The organism is Corallococcus sp. AB032C (genome assembly GCF_003668935.1).
GTDB classification, from domain to species: Bacteria; Myxococcota; Myxococcia; order Myxococcales; family Myxococcaceae; genus Corallococcus; species Corallococcus exiguus.
This window is the reverse complement of record NZ_RAWP01000069.1, coordinates 13898-30823: the sequence shown is the minus strand read 5'-3', so window position 1 is coordinate 30823 and position 16926 is coordinate 13898. Positions and strand designations below refer to the sequence as shown.

Annotated in this window: 11 protein-coding genes; 10 read left to right on the top strand and 1 reads right to left on the bottom strand. The window is 69.8% G+C overall.

From position 1 onward, the window contains the following. Positions 1–254 precede the first annotated feature (254 nt). Entirely contained in the window at positions 255–479 is a 225-nt protein-coding gene (locus D7X99_RS42420; RefSeq protein ID WP_147476276.1) for a hypothetical protein, read from the top strand. Between the two features lie 42 nt (positions 480–521). Here D7X99_RS42420 and D7X99_RS26715 read toward each other — a convergent pair whose 3' ends face one another. Then, a complete protein-coding gene (locus D7X99_RS26715) occupies positions 522–1757 on the bottom strand; it encodes a hypothetical protein (protein ID WP_121780257.1) in 1236 nt (411 codons plus the stop codon). Between the two features lie 127 nt (positions 1758–1884). Between D7X99_RS26715 and D7X99_RS26710 the strand changes: the two genes are divergently transcribed. From D7X99_RS26710 to D7X99_RS26670, 9 genes are all read left to right on the top strand, one after another. Continuing rightward, positions 1885–3369 carry an NAD(P)-binding domain-containing protein gene (locus D7X99_RS26710; RefSeq protein ID WP_121780256.1) on the top strand — a complete coding sequence of 495 codons (1485 nt, stop codon included), beginning with the start codon at positions 1885–1887 and terminating at the stop codon, positions 3367–3369. A 93-nt stretch (positions 3370–3462) separates the two neighbouring features. Continuing rightward, on the top strand, positions 3463–3657 hold the full coding sequence (locus D7X99_RS26705; protein WP_121780255.1) for a class I lanthipeptide: 195 nt from the start codon (positions 3463–3465) through the stop codon (positions 3655–3657). A 117-nt stretch (positions 3658–3774) separates the two neighbouring features. Further along, positions 3775–7059, top strand: coding sequence for a lantibiotic dehydratase (locus D7X99_RS26700; protein WP_233613752.1), 3285 nt, complete (start codon positions 3775–3777; stop codon positions 7057–7059). Beyond that, positions 7056–8369: a lanthionine synthetase C family protein gene (locus tag D7X99_RS26695; RefSeq protein WP_121780253.1), complete on the top strand. Its 1314-nt coding sequence runs from the start codon at positions 7056–7058 to the stop codon at positions 8367–8369. The genes D7X99_RS26700 and D7X99_RS26695 overlap by 4 nt, the downstream gene beginning before the upstream one ends. Then, a complete protein-coding gene (locus D7X99_RS26690) occupies positions 8359–8925 on the top strand; it encodes a hypothetical protein (RefSeq protein WP_121780252.1) in 567 nt (188 codons plus the stop codon). The genes D7X99_RS26695 and D7X99_RS26690 overlap by 11 nt, the downstream gene beginning before the upstream one ends. 3 nt (positions 8926–8928) lie before the next feature. Next, positions 8929–11118: a peptidase domain-containing ABC transporter gene (locus tag D7X99_RS26685; RefSeq protein ID WP_121780251.1), complete on the top strand. Its 2190-nt coding sequence runs from the start codon at positions 8929–8931 to the stop codon at positions 11116–11118. Between the two features lie 263 nt (positions 11119–11381). After that, entirely contained in the window at positions 11382–12824 is a 1443-nt protein-coding gene (locus D7X99_RS26680; RefSeq protein ID WP_121780250.1) for a hypothetical protein, read from the top strand. 207 nt (positions 12825–13031) lie between these two features. Then, the gene (locus D7X99_RS26675; protein ID WP_233613761.1) at positions 13032–15395 is read left to right on the top strand and encodes a peptidoglycan-binding protein; all 2364 of its coding nucleotides are present in this window, start codon (positions 13032–13034) and stop codon (positions 15393–15395) included. Between the two features lie 207 nt (positions 15396–15602). After that, on the top strand, positions 15603–16895 hold the full coding sequence (locus D7X99_RS26670) for an OprO/OprP family phosphate-selective porin (RefSeq protein ID WP_121780248.1): 1293 nt from the start codon (positions 15603–15605) through the stop codon (positions 16893–16895). The last annotated feature ends 31 nt before the right edge of the window (positions 16896–16926 follow it).

The following is a 16926-nucleotide window of genomic DNA, read 5'->3' as shown; positions in this document are numbered from 1 at the left end:
CACGGCGCTCCCGAGCACGGCGTCTTCTCCCGAAGGCACTCCTGGTGCTGGCCTTGGCCTTGACGGCCGTCTGGTACCTCAGCCCCTGGTACTCTTTCTCGGTGGGCAGGACCTCCGCCCAGCCGCTGCGGTCTCCCTTCATCCACGGCCGTTCATGGTGGGTGGGCTGGACCGACGCGCGATTGATCCGGCTTCATATCGCCAGCGCCACCGGGATCGGCCCCACGCAACCCGGGCCGACCTCGGATTGGGAGGTGAAGTTCCTCAGTCGCCGCCACTCCACCAGCTGGACCTACCAGCTGCCCTGGAAGCGCCAGCTGAGCTTCTCCTTGGACCCCCACCCCGAGCGTGGCAGTGCCGATGCGACGCGGCTCATCGTGGAGTTTCCGGCACTGCTGCTGGTCCTGCTCGCGTGGGTCGCGGTCGTCCGCGCCAGCAAGCAACCCGACGCGCAGGCGTATCCGGAGTCCGAAGCGTAGCGGCGCGACCTTGAAGTGAATGAGAAGGGAGCCCGCGCCCGCTCAGCCCCGGAAGAGGGGACGGAACAGCGCAGACTCGCGCAGGGAGGCCGCCAGCGCGGCGATGTCGTCCGACTGGCCGTCCACCTCCTCGGCGTCGAAGGTCTCCTTCAGGCGGGCCATCACCTCCGCGTGGCCGCGGGAATGGAGCAGCTCGCGGAAGACGATGAGGGCGGACTCGTCCAGCGGCACCCCGAGCGAGTCGCGCGCCCGGCCCCCGCCTTCCGCCGGCTGCGTCAGCGCGGTGACCCACTTCATGATCAGGTTCACCGGGTCCCGGTCCGGGAAGCGCTGGTGCACGAGCTGCTGGATGTGCTCGCCCCGCTCGACGTTCAAGAGGAGCGCGAGGAAGTAGCGGTGCTCCGGGTCCTTCACCTGACCTCGCCGGTCGATGAGCAACGCCTGGCGCATGTACTCCTTGAACACCGGGCGGAGTTCCTTCGCCAGCGCGCCATGCGTGCGCACCGCCACGTCCCAATACGGGTCCAGCGCCTCCAGCTTCTTGTGCAACTGGAGCAGCCGCTCGAAGACGAGGAAGCACGTCAGGAGGTCCGAGCGCTCGATGAGGCCGGAGATGAGCCTCGTGCGCTCCGGTGGGTTCAGCTCCGCCAGCAGTGACAGGGACTGGAGCACCTTGCTGGTGTGCGCGTCCTCGACGCCCGGGTAGTAGGCCAGGTGCGGCTTCTTGTACGAGTACTGGAAGCCCCCTTCCGGCGAGTGCAGCGTGCGCACCACGCACGTCACCGAGGGCCGATCCAGGTGGAAGAGGGAATGGATGTACCGGTCCCCTCCGTGGATGCGGTGGATGTCGCCCGTGCGCAGCCCCGTCACGGACAGCAGCTCCATGTCACCGAGCGCGAGGCGGCTGTTCACCTTGTGCCGCTCGTGCCAGCGGTAGTGCCCGTGGATGCTGCTGCCCTGGAGCACCTGGAAGGCGCCACAGAAGCCGTGCTGGTGGATGTCGGTGGTGCCGTCCACCCAGTTGTACAGGTCGATGAGCAGGCGGGAGTCGGAGAACACCGTCAGCGCGGGCTGGCCGAAGCCCGGACGCGTGGTGAGCTGCTTCGGGAAGTCGCGCGTCCCGTAGAGCCACTCCAGGGGCTCCAGCGTCTTGAACGCCTGATGCGGGGCCAGCTCCCGCAGGACCTCGGCCGCGATGTCGGGAAAGGCCTCCTCGCTGTGCTGGACCTTCAGCCACCGCTCCTGGAGGAGCCTCCCCATGTCCTGGAAGATGCGCATGCGCTTTCCCCGCTCACCGGCGTGTCCGCATCCCATACGAAATGAGGCGGCAATCCTGGCTCGATTCCTTTCAAAAAAAGCCCTCATCGCGCTTGGGCAGCCGAACCGTGTATAGGCTGGCGCGCGCATGACGACCCTCACGACGAAGCTGTGTGTCATTGGCGGCGGCCCCACCGCGGTGGCTGCCCTCTTCGAAGCCCGGGCGCGTGGCATTCCCGCCCTGGCCCTGGAGGCCGGCGCCACCCCGCTGGCCTCGCTGCATGCCCATATCGAGGGCCTCGTCTACCTGTCGCCCGCCTCGCACTGGGAGGTGGGCGGCCTGCCGCTGGACTGCCGCGACTCGCTGGAGTGCGAGCGCGAGGACGTGCTGCACTACTACGCACGCGTCATCCAGATGGGGCGCCTGGACATCCGCTGCCGCCACCGCTGCGTGGGCCTGCGCCCCGACGCGGACGGCGTGACGGTGGAGGTGGAGACGCCCGAGGGCCGCATCGAGGTGCGCGCCGAAGAGGTTCTCGTCACCGCCTGGTATGAGCGGCGGCCCCTGCCTCCAGACTCAGTGGAGCCCGGCTCGCGCGTGGAGGTGCGGGAGGGGCTGCGCTCCGCGGCGGAGATGGCCGGCCGGCGCGTGGCGGTGCTGGGCGGTGGCATCTCCGGCTTCGAGCAGGCCGGGGCGCTGATGATGGCGGGCCAGCCGGTGACGCTGCTGATGCGCGGCGCGCCACGGGGCATGCACCGGTTGCCGCACTTCGCGCGGCTGGTGGAGGCGACGGGCTCGCGGCTGGTGCCGAACGCCAGCGCGGTGCGCGTCACCCGCGACGGCGTCACGTACCACGAGGGCGGCGAGGCGCGTCATCTGCCATGCGATGTGCTGGTGGCCGCGTGCGGCGCGCGCCTGTCCCCGCACGTGCTGGAGTTGCTCACGCGCGCGCGCGTGCTGACGGCGGACGAGGTGCGTGGGCTGAGGGAGTCCGTCAGCCTGGAGGAGGCGAAGCAGGCGCACCCGGATTGGACCGCGGCGGAGCAGGAGCGCCTGGCGGTGGAGTCCCGGCCGGACCTGTGGCCGCTCGTCTTCGAGGGTCGCCGCCGCGTGCGGCTCGCCGGGGGGCCCCTGCACGTGGGTGCCTCCAACGCGGGGGTGATGGTGTCCATCGCCACGGCCGTGTTCGCGGTGCGCGCGATGGCGGGCGCGCGGGTGCCCGCGGGCATGGCGCCGCCGCTGGCGAGGGCCCTGCTCAACCTGGAGGCTCTCCTTCAGGTGTTGCGCGACGACGTGCCGCCTGAGCGCGTGGAGTCGCTGCGCCCGCTGGCGGTGGGCTCCTGGAGCCGCGCGTGGGTGCACCCTCATCTCCTGGAGCGCCCCACGGCGCAGAGTGTGGAGCGCACCACCGGCCTGGATCCGACCCGCTTCCTGCTGCCCCCCGGGCTCGGCGCCAGCGACATGGAGCGGGAACTGCTCGGGCTCGCGGATGGCACCACCAGCATTGCTGAGATTGCCGACGCCAACGAGATGACGGATCCCGTGGAGCGCGCGAAGCTTGTCGCCACCTTCCGCAATCTGTGGTCGCGCAACGTGCTCACGTGGCTGCCTCCACAGGACGCGGAACGCTGATAAGTGATTGGGGCAACGACCAGGAATTCCAGGTGGCTTCGTAATTCGTTTCGACCGCGCAACTCCGTGCGGCCTTACATCGAGAAACGAATCATGAAGAAGCCCACCAAGAAGCTGACGCTGTCGAAGGACACCCTGCGCGCGCTGAACGACACCGAGATGAAGCAGGTTGCCGGTGGCGCCCCGCCCTCCGTCGTCGCCTGCACTGGCACGGAGCCGACCGAGGCCACCGTCTGCTACACGAACGTGCTCTGCTCGACGGGCGAGTTCTACGGCTGCTGCTTCTGATGCGTGCGCCATGCGCTCGGAGGTGAGGTCCGCTTCCGAGCCATGGTGAGCGATTGTCCCGGGCCGGTGCTCGCCGGCCCGGGGCGTTTCCCGCACCCGGTTCCGAGGTCCGCCGCGATGTCCCAGCCCCGCCGCCGCGCTCCCGAGAGGCAGCGCACGACTCCCGCCGAATCCGTGATGGAACCGGCGGACTTCTTCGTCCTGCGCACTCCGCTCCTGCCCTTCGACGCAATGGAGCACTGGAACTCGCGGCTCACCGCGCCGCACGCCACCGAATCGCTCGCGAAGGCGCTGGACGCGGATCGCGCGCTGTTGCGCACGAGGCTGCGCGCGTACGTGGAGCGGCCGGAGGTGCGTGAGGCCCTCTTCGTCGCGTCGCCTTCGCTGGAGGAGGAGCTGCCGCTCTGGTTCCAGGCGCCGGACAGCGAGTACGGCCTCAAGGTGGAGCAGGCCCTGGTGCGCTACTTCCTGCGCATGGCGGGGCGCTGCACGCCCTTCGGCCTCTTCGCGTCGTGCTCCGTGGGGCGCCTGGGAGCGCGCACGCACCTGGCGGTGGCGGACGTGCGCGAGTGCCAGCGCGACACCCGTCTGGACATGGACTACCTCACGCGACTGGTGGAGGCGCTGGTGCGCCACCCGGCCCTGCGCGAGGTGCTCCGCTACCGCCCCAATGGCAGCCTGTACCGCGCGGCCGGGCGGCTTCGCTACGTGGAGACGCGGCACGTGGACGCGGCGCGCCGGCACCACCTGTCCTCGGTGCGGCCGGATGCGTACCTGGAAGCGGTGCTGGAGCACGCGCGCGCAGGGGCCCGGCCGGAGCAGTTGGTGCGGACGTTGGTCGCGCTGGACGCGGAGGTGGATGCACAGGAGGCCGCCGGGTACGTGCGCACGCTCGTGGACAACGACCTGCTGGTGCCGGAGCTGGCCGTGCCCGTCACCGGGCCGGAGCCGCTCCCGTACCTGGTGGCGCGGCTGCGCGTGCTGGCGCATGAGGCGGGTCCCGGCGAGGCCGCGCAGGTGGCGCTGGAGGCGGCCACATGTCTGGAGGACGTCGGAGATCAGCTGGCGAGACTGGATGCGGAGGGTCCCGGCCGGTCGAAAGAGGCCTACCTCTCCATCGCCACTCGGCTCGAGTCGCTTCCCGTGAAGGTGGAGCTCCCGCGCCTCTTCCAGGTGGACCTCTACCGTCCGGCGCCCGGCGCCACGTTGGGACCGGAGGTGCTGGCGGAGGTGACGCGCGCGGTGGAACTCGTCCGGCGCATGGGGCCCCAGGCGGGCCGCTCGCCGCTGAGCGCGTTCTGCGAGGCCTTCACGCGCCGCTACGAGGGCCGCGAGGTGCCGCTGATGGAGGCGCTCGACGAGGAGTCCGGCGTGGGCTTCCAGGTGTCCAACGCGCCCGCCGCGGATGGGGCGCCGCTGTTGCTCGGGCTGGCCTTCCCCTCCTCGACGGATGCAGGGGGGACGTTCGGTGCGCGCGAGCTGCACCTGATGCGTCGGCTGACCGCCAGCCCGGGCGCCCGCGTGCTGACGCTGGGCGAGGAGGACCTGAAAGCGCTGTCCTCGGAGAAGCCCGTGCCGCCGCCAGACGCCATCTCCGTGGGCTTCAGCGTGTTGGCCGCATCGGACGAGTCCTTCGCGAGCGGGGACTTCTCGCTGGTGCTGCGCGGCGCGGCAGGACCCTCTGGCGCCAACACCCTGGGCCGCTTCTGTCATGGGGACCCGGCGCTGCGCGACGCGGTGGAGCGGCACCTGCGCGCCGAGGAGGCGCTCCGCCCGGACGCCGTCTTCGCGGAGGTGGTGCACCTGCCGGAGGGACGCATTGGCAACGTGCTGCTGCGGCCCCAGTTGCGCGGGCACGAGATTCCCTTCCTGGGGGCCTCTGGCGCGCCCGACGCGCAGCAGCTCCCGGTGGAGGACCTGCGGGTGTCGGTGGTGGATGGGCGCGTGGTGTTGCGCTCGAAGCGGCTGGGCCGCGAGGTGCTGCCGCGACTCACGACCGCGCACAACTTCGCCCGAGGCCTGGGCGTCTACCGCTTCCTGGGCATGCTCCAGCACGAGGGGCGCGCGGTGGGCCTGTCGTGGAGCTGGGGCGTGCTGGAGGGCCTGGACTTCCTGCCGCGGGTGGTGTCCGGCCGGGTGGTGCTGTCGCTGGCGAGGTGGCGGCTGGGGCCGGACGTGCTGAAGCCGCTGGGCGCGGCGCGCGGCGAGGAGTGCTTCCGGGCCGTGCAAGCGCTTCGCGAGCGGCTGGGCCTGCCGCGCCACGTGGCCTTGGTGAATGGCGACAACGTGCTGCCGTTGGACCTGGACAACGTCCTGTGCGTGGAGACGCTCGCGTCGCTGGTGAAGGACAGCGCCCGCGCCGTGCTGCGTGAGCAGCTCGTCGGGCCGGACTCGCTGTGCACTCACGGTCCGGAGGGGAGATTCGTCCATGAGCTGTTCCTCCCCATGGTGCGGCGCCAGGAGCCCACGGCTTCCGTGCCTGCCCCGCGCAGTGGTCCTTCCGCCGGTGTCCCCCGGCACTTCGCGCCGGGCTCGGAGTGGCTCTACGCGAAGCTGTACGCGGGCACCGCTGGCGCGGATGACGTGCTGTGCGACGCGGTGACGCCGCTGGCGGAGCGGCTCGTCCGCGAGGGCGTGGTGGACCGCTGGTTCTTCATCCGCTTCGAGGATCCGGACTGGCACGTGCGCCTGCGGCTGCACGGGGATCCGGGCCGCCTTCACCGCGACGCACTGCCGGCGCTCTCCGCCGCGGTGGCACCGCTGGCGCGGGCCGGCGTGGTGTGGAAGGTGCAACTCGACACGTACGAGCGTGAGCTGGAGCGCTACGGCGGTCCGGAGGGCATGGCCCTGGCCGAGGAGCTGTTCCACGCGGACAGCGAGGCGGTGCTGAAGCTGATGGCACTGTTGGATGGGGACGCGGGCGCGGAGGCCCGGTGGCAGCTCACCCTGCGGGGCATGGCTCTGCTGCTGGAGGACCTGGGCCTGGATGCGCGCGCGAAGCTGACGGTGGCCGAGCGTTCCCGCGACTTCTTCGGGCGGGAGTTCCGCATGGACACGGCCTTCACGCACCAGCTCGGTGCCCGCTACCGTCAGGCCCGCGCCGCATTGGAGGCGGCCTGGGCGCCGGACGCGGAAAGCAGCCCGCTGCTCAGTGAGGGGCTCGCCGTGCTGCGCGAGCGCTCGGAGCGGCTTGTCCCCGTGCGGCGGCGCCTGGAGGTGGCCTTGCGCGAGGGCCGGCTCGGCGTGTCCCTGCCCACGGTGGCCGGCATCCACCTGCACATGCACGCCAACCGGATGCTGCGCTCCGCGGCGCGCGCGCAGGAGCTGGTGCTCTACGACTTCCTCGCCCGGACCTACCAGTCCCAGCTCGCGCGCGCCCGCGCGCAGGAGCCACGCCCATGATTGCCCATTCCATCCGTCCCACCCAGGAGGCCCCCCGGTGGTGGCCGCTGCTCACTGGATCGCTGGCGGATCAGGCCGCGGAGACGGTGCGTGCCATCACCACTGAGCTGCACAAGCCCTTCACTCACAAGGGCATGCGCATCGCGGAGCGTTTATCGAGTCAGGCGCTGCTGCACGGCTACCTGGCGCGCGTGTGGCCCGGAGGAGATGATCCGGAGCACGCGGCGCGCTTCCTGGACGGGGCGCTGGAGGAGGTGGGGCGCCAGTGGATGCGCCCGGCGCTGCATGGCGGCTTCGTCCAGGTGTCGTGGGTGATGCAGCACCTGGGCGCGCACCTGCTGCCGGACCAGTTGGGCGCGCAGGAAGATCCGCTGGAGGACGTGGAGGCGGCGCTGGAGGACGCCCTGGGCGTCGAGCATTGGGTGCAGCACTACGATCTCATCGCCGGGCTGGTGGGGCTGGGCGTCTTCGCGCTGGAGCGGCTTCCGGGGGCCCGGGCGCGCCGGTGCCTGGAGCGCGTCGTCCACCACCTGCTGGCCGTGTCGGAGTTGGGGCCGCGGGGACGGGCGTGGCGGACCCCTCCGGAGCTCATCCCCACGACCACCCGCAAGAAGCAGCAGGATGGCGGCTACAACCTGGGCGTGGCCCACGGCAACCCGGGCGTGGTGGGCCTGCTGGCGGCCGCGTGGGCGCACGGCGTCGACCGGGCGCGGGTGGGGCCCGCGCTGGAGGAGGCGGTGCGGTGGCTGCTCGCGCAGCGGCAGCCCGCGAGTTCGCTGTCCGCCTTCGCCTACTACGCGGACAACGAGGTGCGGCGCTCCCAGGTGTCGCGGGGGGCGTGGTGCTACGGGGATCCGGGTGTGGCCTCGACGCTGCTGATGGCCGCGCGTGCGGTGGGCAACGCGGAGTGGGAGCGGGTGGCGGTGGAGACGGGCCTGCGCGCGGTGCGCCGGCCCGAGGAGACGCGCGATGTGATGGATGGCGGGCTGTGCCACGGCGAGGCGGGGCTGGCGCACCTGTTCCACCGCATGTACCGGCTGACGGGGGAGGAGGCCTTCGGCCGCGAGGCGCGCGAGTGCTTCGCGCGGCTCGTGGCGCGGCGCGTGCCCGGCGAGGGCGTCGGTGGCTACGCGGTGTGGTTTCCTCGCGAAATCTACCCGGACCGGGTGGAGGACAACGCCAGCTTCCTGACGGGCTCGGTGGGCATCGCGCTCGCGCTGCTGGCGGCCATCAGCGACGAGGAGCCGGCGTGGGACCGGATGCTGCTCGCGTCCTTCCGCACGCCGCTGGAGTCGCGACATGGCCGCTGAGAAAGGGAATACGCCCTTCAGGCGCGAGGCCCTGGAGCGCCATGCGCGCGGGCCCGCCGCGGAGCCGGTGCGGCTGGAGCACCCGAGCTGGGTGCGCTGGCTGCCGCTGCCGTTGGAGGTCGCGATCGCGCTCCTGGGCTTCTTCGCGACGCGCGTGCCGGTGGCCCGCGTGGTGAGCGTCCCCGGAGTGGTGGAGGTGTTGTCCCAGGGCGCTCACATGGACCCGTCGCTAGCGACGCAGCCCGAGGGCGAAACGCGGACGCGGCTGTTCTTCTCCGTGCCCGATCAACACCAGGGCTCGCTGCATCCGGGGCTGCGAGTGCGAGCACGGACGGCGCAGGGCATGCGCGATTACGAGGTGGAATGGGTGGACACGGGGACGCGAGGGCCGGAGGCGTTGAGCGGGAGGCTGGCGCCGGGCGTGCTCGTCCGGGCGCACGACGTTTCGTCGGCGGGTGGCGATGCGCCGGGCACCCCGAGCACGGTCGAAGTGCAGGTGGGCACGGAGTCGCTGGCGGCCGCGCTGTGGGCGCAGGCGCGCGGCGGGCGGAGGTGAGGCATGGGCGCGTGGCGTGAGCTGAAGCGGCGGTGGCGCCGGGTGCCGCTCCTCCAGCAGTTCACCGCGGCGGACTGCGGCCCCACGTGCCTGGCCATGGTGCTGGCGTACCATGGCGCCCCGGCGCGGCCGGCGGAGGTGCGCGGAGCGGTGGGGGCCGGGCGCGGAGGCGCGCACGCGCTGGCGCTGGTGGAGGCAGCGAAGCGCTTCGGTCTGGACGCGCGTGGAGTGAGCCTGGGCATGGACGAACTGCCCGCGCTGGACCGCGGCTCCATCCTCCACTGGGAGTTCAACCACTACGTCGTCTTCGACGGGCTGTGGCGGGGCGGAGTGGCCGTGGTGGATCCGGCGCTGGGGCGGCGGCGGTTGTCCTGGGACGAGTTCCGCGACGCCTTCACCGGCGTGGCGCTGCTGTTCGAGCCCACGTCCGCGCTCCGCGGTGGCCACACGCGGCCTGCCCTGCTGCGCCGCCTGCCAGCGCTGCTGCGCGGGCACGCAGGCAACTGGACGCGCATCTTCGCGGTGTCGCTGGTGCTGCAGGGGCTGTCCCTGGTGCTGCCCTTCCTCACGGGCATGGCGGTGGACCGGGTGGTGCCACGGCAGGACACGAGCCTGCTGGCGGCGCTGGGAGTCGGCGTGGGGCTGGTGCTGGTGTGCCACGTCCTGGCCACGTCACTGCGCTCGGCCCTGCTGGTGCGGCTGCGCGTGGAGCTGGACGTGGGCATGGCGGGCCAGCTGGTGCGGCACCTGCTGTCACTGCCGTATGCCTTCCTCCAGCAGCGCTCGTCGGGCGACCTGATGATGCGCATCAACAGCCTGGCCATCATCCGCGAGGCGTTGGGCGCGGCCACGCTGGCGGTGATGCTGGACGGGCTGCTCATCCTGTCCTCGGTGGGGATGCTGGCGGGCCTGAGCCGGCCGCTGCTCCTGGCTGTAGGGGCCGTGGCGGCGGCGCAGGTGCTGGTGCTGCTCTCGACGCGGCGGCGGCGCGAGGAGCTGCTCGCCAGCGAGATGCACGCGCAGGCCAAGTCCCAGGACTTCACGGTGGAGATGCTGTCCGGCCTGGAGGTCCTGAAGTCCTCCGGCGCGCAGGGACAGGCGGTGGGGCACTGGGAGGAGCTCTACACGCGGCAGCTCAATGCCTCCTCGCGCAAGCGCTACTACCAGGGCGTGGTGGAAGCGCTGGCGGCGGGACTCCTGGTGGGCGCGCCGTCGGTGTTGCTGGGCACGGGGCTGTGGCAGGTGCTGCGCGGCGAGCTGACGCTGGGGGCGATGCTGACGGCGCAGGCGTTGGCGCTGGGCGCGCTGGCCCCCCTGGCCTCCCTGGTCGCGGTGGGCGGGCAGGTGCAGCTCGCTGGCGGCTACCTGGAGCGCATCGACGACCTGCTGGAGACGGCCCCGGAGCAGGACGCACGAAAGGTGCGGCCCGCGCCGAAGCTGGCCGGTGGCATTACCGTGGAGGGCGTCCGTTTCCGCTACGGCGCGCTGGAGTCACCGTCCCTGCAGGACGTGTCGCTGAGAATCGCACCGGGGCAATGGGCGGCCATCGTCGGCCCCTCCGGCGGAGGCAAGTCCACGCTGGCGCGCGTGCTCCTGGGGTTGTACCGGCCGGAGGCGGGGCGGGTGCTCTTCGACGGGATGGACCTGACGGAGCTGGAGAGCGACTCGGTGCGCCAGCAACTGGGCATCGTCGTGCAGGACACGCGGCTGTTCAACGCGTCGGTGCGCAGCAACATCGCCTTCGCGGATCCGTCCATCCCGCTGGCGGCGGTGGTGGACGCGGCGACGCGCGCGGGCATCCATGAGGACATCCTCGCGCTGCCGCTGGGCTACGACACGCCACTGGGAGATCAGGGGGCCAGTCTTTCCGGAGGGCAGCGGCAGCGGCTGGCCCTGGCGCGCGCGCTGGTGCGTCGGCCCTCGGTGCTGTTGTTGGACGAAGCGACGAGCGCGCTGGACGCCGTCACCGAGCGGCGCGTGCAGCAGGCACTGCAATCCCTCTCTTGTACTCGCGTCACCATCGCCCACCGGCTGAGCACCGTGGCCGGCGCGGACATCCTCTTCGTCCTGGAGAAGGGCCGCATCGTGGAGCAGGGCACGCACGCGGAGTTGCTCGCGCGCGGCGGGGCCTACTCGCGGCTCGTGGAGGCCCAGCTCGAACTGCCTTCACGCACCAGGGCCCGCGCGGGCTAGGGGCGGGGCATCAGGACGACGGCAAACGAGGAGACGCGAAGTCCCGCTTTGTCATTGGCACGAAGCGCCTGGAGTCGTGGAACGACCTGATTGGTCAGGAATGGCTTCGACAGCCTGAAACTGAATGGGTTGTGGGGAGGGCAGGGCCGTGGCGCAGGGGGGATTGGCGCCGTGGCGGGGTCACTCCCAACACCGTGCGCGTCCTCTATCCATGGACACTCCTCCATGCCAGAGTCCGCCAGTCTTATCGCAGGAGCACGCATATGTTCCGCCAACTTGGCACCACCTGCTTCCTTGCCGCCGCGCTCGCCACGAGCGCGTGCAAGTCGAAGACCCAGGACCCCGTGTCGGCTCCCACGCCGCCCGCGTCCCCTCCGGCGCAAGCAAGCCCCGCCGCTGCTCCGCCTCCGGTCAGCGATGACACGCTTTCCTTTGCCCAGTTGGAGGGTGACACGTGCAGGTGGGTGCGTTTCGAAGGTAGACGCAACACCCGCCGGACCCTCTTCACCTTCCCGGGGGGCTGTGATCTCGCACAGTTCTCCTGGAGCCTCGATGGCCGCAAGGGGACCGTCCTCCAGTCCTTCAAGGATCAGCGCGTCCCACGTGCCTGGCTGGTGGATCTCGTCGCCGGACAGGGCACTCCGCTGCCGCTGCCCGGCGTGGGGCGTACCGACGAACTCGGGTTCGACCCGGAGGGTCGGCCTGTCGCGCTCGTCGCTCACTATGACAGCCCTCCCATGAAGCCTCCCGAGCGCGCTGAAAGAGAGGGCCAGCGCGTCCTGGTTTTCGAAGGCGCGCAATACCCCGTCGACTCAGAGGGGGAGTCCGGTCTGGCACACGCCTATCGCCTCTCCGGGGACAAGTGGACGCGCGTGGAGACGCGGGTGGCGGAGTATGGCTCGGACCTCTCCGAGGGGACGCAGGTGCTCGAGCTCGCCCGAAAGCTCGGCCCCAGCACGAAGCGCGCATCGAATGATGACCTGCGTCCGGAAGCCGTCTCCGACGAGGAGCAAACGGCCCTGGATGCCTCCGCGGAAATGGACCTCATCGGGCCCCGTGGCGAGGACCTCCTGGGGGAGAGCAACTGGGTTCGTAGCAACCTCTCGGGAGGGGCCATCTACTACCGGGCGGAGCCGGTCGAAGTCGCGAATGCTTCCTCCCCCCTGCGCTGGAATGCAGGCGGCAAGTTCGTTGAACCCGAGAAGCTCACGCTGCCCGGCGGCACCGACCTCTCGCTGATGTCCCGCGGTGGCGTGCTGCTGGTCACTGCCGGGAAGACCGTGCGTCTCTATGACGTGAATCAGAGAAAACTCCTCGGCTCACTGGATGGAGTGTCCCTGACATCCTTCTGGCCCCGCGCGGAGAAGCCCGGCACGCAACGCCTGAAGCTTGATGACTCGCGGGTGGCGCTCGACTTCATTGAGAAGTCTGGCATGGCGCTGGCGGCAACCGGTGAGTCCTGTTCCCAGTTGAAGGAGGCCGGGACGCTCGGTGCGCTCGTGAAGAAGGCTCGCGTTGACTACAGGGAATGGTTCGTCCAGTGCGACACGCACGACGGGCCCCAGACCTGGTCCTGTCAGGCGCGATTCATGACGCCAGGGGATGAAGAGAATCCGGATGGGCCGGCCATGCGGCTGGAGTACCGGGTCCAGGATGCCACGCAATCCATCCTGTCTGAATCACTCGTCTGCCAATTGGCGGGTTGAGCAGGACTTCAGGATTTTATTTGCCTGTGTGTTTTTGATATTCACAGGGCGTGAGTTCAGAATAGGCTTTTCCAGACGTGCCGTGACACTCCTTTGCCAGAGGGACTCATGCCACAGAAGCAAGCCTTGAATTCGCCCTTCGCGCCGTTCGTGCCATCCGTGGAGGCCCCCCAGGACTTCCTCCGATTGGGGAGTCAGGGCTTGCAGGTGAGCGCCCTGCAATCGCGGCTGAAGACGCTTCACCCAGAGGTCGGCGAGGTGGACGGCCACTTCGGACCGAAGACCTTCGCGGCGGTGACAGCGTTTCAACGGAGCAGGGGACTGGTTCCCGATGGGGTGGTGGGTCCCAAGACGGCGGGAGCGCTCGGGCTCCACCTCTCTTCTCCCCGCACCCCATCGGCGCCGGTGGCCAACAAGGCCTCCGCGAACGACGTGGAGGCGTTGGTCGAGAAGTTCTCATCGAGGTGGTCCACGGACGAGAAGGGGCTCGCCCAAGCGCTTTACAACCGAGGGGCTGACGCGCACTTCGTCATCGCCGCGTTCCGGCTGCTCGACGCGGAATACACCTCGGACTCCGACGACGTGGCGTTGCAGTACGTCGCGCTTGTCAGGTCCCGCCAGGGCCCGGCCCTTGAGATGCTGAAGAAGGAGCGCGCGCTCCGGAACCTGCTGATCGACTGTCTCGCCGCCGGTGTCGTCTTCCCGGACGAGGACGCGCAAATCCAATTTCTGCGTGGGCTCGCCGGGCCCACCCCTGTCCCATCGGGGGGATCCCAACCCCACCCAGGCATCGAAATCATGGTGCAGGCCGCGCTGGCGCAGAAGGGGAAGAAGTACGTGTATGGCGCGGAGGTGGCGGCCACGAACCGCGATGCCAAGGCCTTTGACTGCTCCGAGCTCGTGGAGTGGGCCGCGGCGCAGGCGGGCGCCAAGGTGCCAGACGGTTCGCAGAACCAGCGGGCACACTGCCGCGAAAAGAAAACCATCATCCCCGTGGAGGAGGCCATCCGGACACGTGGAGCGTTGCTCTTCACGAAAGGACATGTGGCCATCAGCCTCGGGAACGGGATGACGATCGAGGCCGCCAACAAGGAGAAAGGTGTCTGCAGCCAGAAGGCCACGGACCGAGGTTGGGTGGAGGCGGGGCTCGTCCCCGATTTCTACAAGGGAGGCGTGTCGAGCAGGACGCCCCAGCGGGTCTCCTCGGCGAAGGCCGTCCCCACGCCAAAGACGGCGCTGGCATCCAACAAGGTGGCATCCGCCGCGACAGGTGACGGAACCTCGGGCAACGTCATCAATGGCTACGTCCTCTACCCGAACGAAGTGCGCGGCGAAGGCACCATCGCCTGGCGCAACAACAATCCGGGAAACATCCGCAATGGCTCCTTCGCGAATGCGCATGGTGCATTCAAGGGAAAGCACAACCGCCATTTCGCCATCTTTCCGAACCACGCCACGGGCTTCGCCGCGCTCATCGAGCTGCTCAAGACCCAGCAATATCAGACGCTCTCCGTGACGGCGGCGATGAAGCGCTACGCGCCCGCCTCCGATGACAACGATCCGGTGGCCTACGCCCGCACGTTGTCGAAGAAGACCGGAGTCGATGTGAACAGGCTCCTCTCGAGCCTGAGCAGCGCGGAGTTACAGAAGTTCGCGGCGGCCATCCAGCAGGTGGAGGGTTGGAAGGCCGGGGTTGTCTACTCCCGGAGGGATCCGAGACTCGCCGGGCTGGGGATCCAGTCCGCGGACGTCAGCGCGCCGTCCGTCGCGGCGACCACGCCCGCATCCCAGGGGACGAAGCAGACCTCCTCCAGCCAGACCGCCGTCAGGGGCTCATCTGCTCCCGCGTTGAAGCTCCCCGCGACGGCCCATCAGGAAACGCTCCGGAAGCTGGGACAGCAGGCCCGGGAGCGGATGCACAAGAAGAACCTGGGGCTCTGTGCCAAGGGCGTCTGCGAGATGCTGAGTGCAGTGGGGTATGGCTACGGTTTGGACCGCCCCTATGTCTCGAGTGGCATCGTCGGCAAGGTCTATGATTACGGCACCGGCCAGTGGATCGCCGCCTCGACCAAAGGCTATTACGTGTCGAAGCACAGTCACCTGGACAAGAAGACGGAGTTGGTCACGGACGACTCCCATGTGAAGTGTGCGGCTGCCTCGGACAGCGCCAGGTTCATGAAGCACACCTTGGAGTTGCTGAAGTTCATTGAGTGCACGGCGCTCCTCCGGGGCCACGGCAGTCTGGGGGCACCTCCCCAGCAGAGCGTCGAGACGCTCCGCTCACTCCCCGAAGGAGCCATCGTCGTCTTCGGTCCGGCGCTGTCTCGCAGCGTGTTGAAGCAAGCGGGCAAGTCGTACAAGCAGGGAGGCGCCGGACACGCGGGGCATGTCGGGGTGTTGCTGCGAGAGGGGAACGAGGTGCTGGTGGTGGCGGATGGGCTGTTGACCAGCAATGGAGGCAAGTACACGGTCGAGATGTGCCTTTCCAGCTATGCCTGGGCTGTTGGCTTCATACCGACAACGGCACCGTTCAAGGCATCCTCGAAGGACCGTGTGCAATCCATCGTCTGAGCGCGCGGTGTGGGAATGGCCCGGCTCGGGGTAGCACGCGAGCGGGCCGCCCTGGGACACACCTCAGTTTGAGCGCAAGCTCAGGGGGATGTGGGGCGCCAGCGCGACACCGGCGAAAAGGTCGCTTGACAGCATTACTTTCACGCGGGGAGGGTGCGCGCCCGGCATCCCCTCCAGCCCTGGCGCCCCTCGCCTGAAAGGTCCCGCGTGTCCGCCTTCTCCGCCGCCCACCTCGCCACCCTGGGGGTGCTGTTGCTTGTCGCGCCCCCGGCCCGCGCCCAGGCGACCGAGCCCGAAAAGCCCCCGGAGCCTCCCAGCGTCCAGCTCTCCGAGGAGGGCTACATCTTCTCCACCGCCGACAAGGCCTTCGTGCTGAAGATCCGCGGACAGCTCCAGGGGGACGGCCGCTTCTATGTGGCGGACTCGGACCGGAGCGCCAACAACACGTTCCTCATCCGGCGCCTGCGCCCCTTCCTGGACGGGACGCTGTTCGGCTTCGTGGACTTCCGGCTCATGCCGGACTTCGGCGTCAATCAGCCGCTCATCCAGGACGCGTATATCGACCTGCGCCCCGTCGAGTGGCTCCGCCTGCGCGCCGGCCGCTTCAAGACGCCCTTCGGGCTGGAGTTGCTCCAGGCCAACACGGACGTCCCCTTCATCGAACGCTCGCTCACCTTCGACCTGGTCCCCATCCGCGACGCGGGCCTGCAACTATACGGCGACATCGCCGGAGGGCGCCTCTCGTATGCGTTCGCGGTGGTCAACGGCGATCCCGACGGCGCCAGCATCGACGTCAACACCGACGACAGCTTCGACCTGGTGGCCCGCGTCTTCGCCCAGCCCTTCAAGGGCGATCCGGACTCCGCGCTCCAGGGCCTGGGCCTGGGCGTCGCCGTCTCCCGGGGCCTCCAGTTCGGCACGCCCTCCGCCAACACCTCCACGACCGCCCTGGCGCCGCAGCGCAGCACCGGCCAGGAGATCATCTTCAGCTTCCTGAACAACGGGACTACCGGACCGACCGTCGTCGCGGACGGAGAGCACGTGCGTCTGTCGCCCCAGGGCTACTTCTACTGGGGCCCGGTGGGGCTCCTCGCGGAGTACGTCCTGTCGTCACAAGAGGTGAGCATCGGTGACCAGCGCGCGCGCCTGCGCCACCACGCGTGGCAGGCGTATGCGTCGTATGTGCTGGGCGGGGACGCGTCCTTCACGGGCCCCAAGCCGCACCGCCCCTTCAACCCCAAGACAGGCAAGGGCGGCGCGCTGGAGATCTCCGTGCGCTACCAGGGCCTGGACATGGACGACGACGCGTTCCCCGTCTTCGCGGACCCCACCCGCTCCGTGAGCCAGGCCCGGGGCTTCGGCGTCGCCACCCTCTTCGCCTTCAACCGGCGCGTGCGCTTCGCGTTGAACTACCACCACACGGACTACGTGGGCGGGGCTCCGGAAGGTGACAGGGAAGCCGAGAACGTCGTGATGTCCCGGTTCCAGGTCGCGTTCTGAGACACGGGTGGGGGCTCCCGCGGGAGCCCCC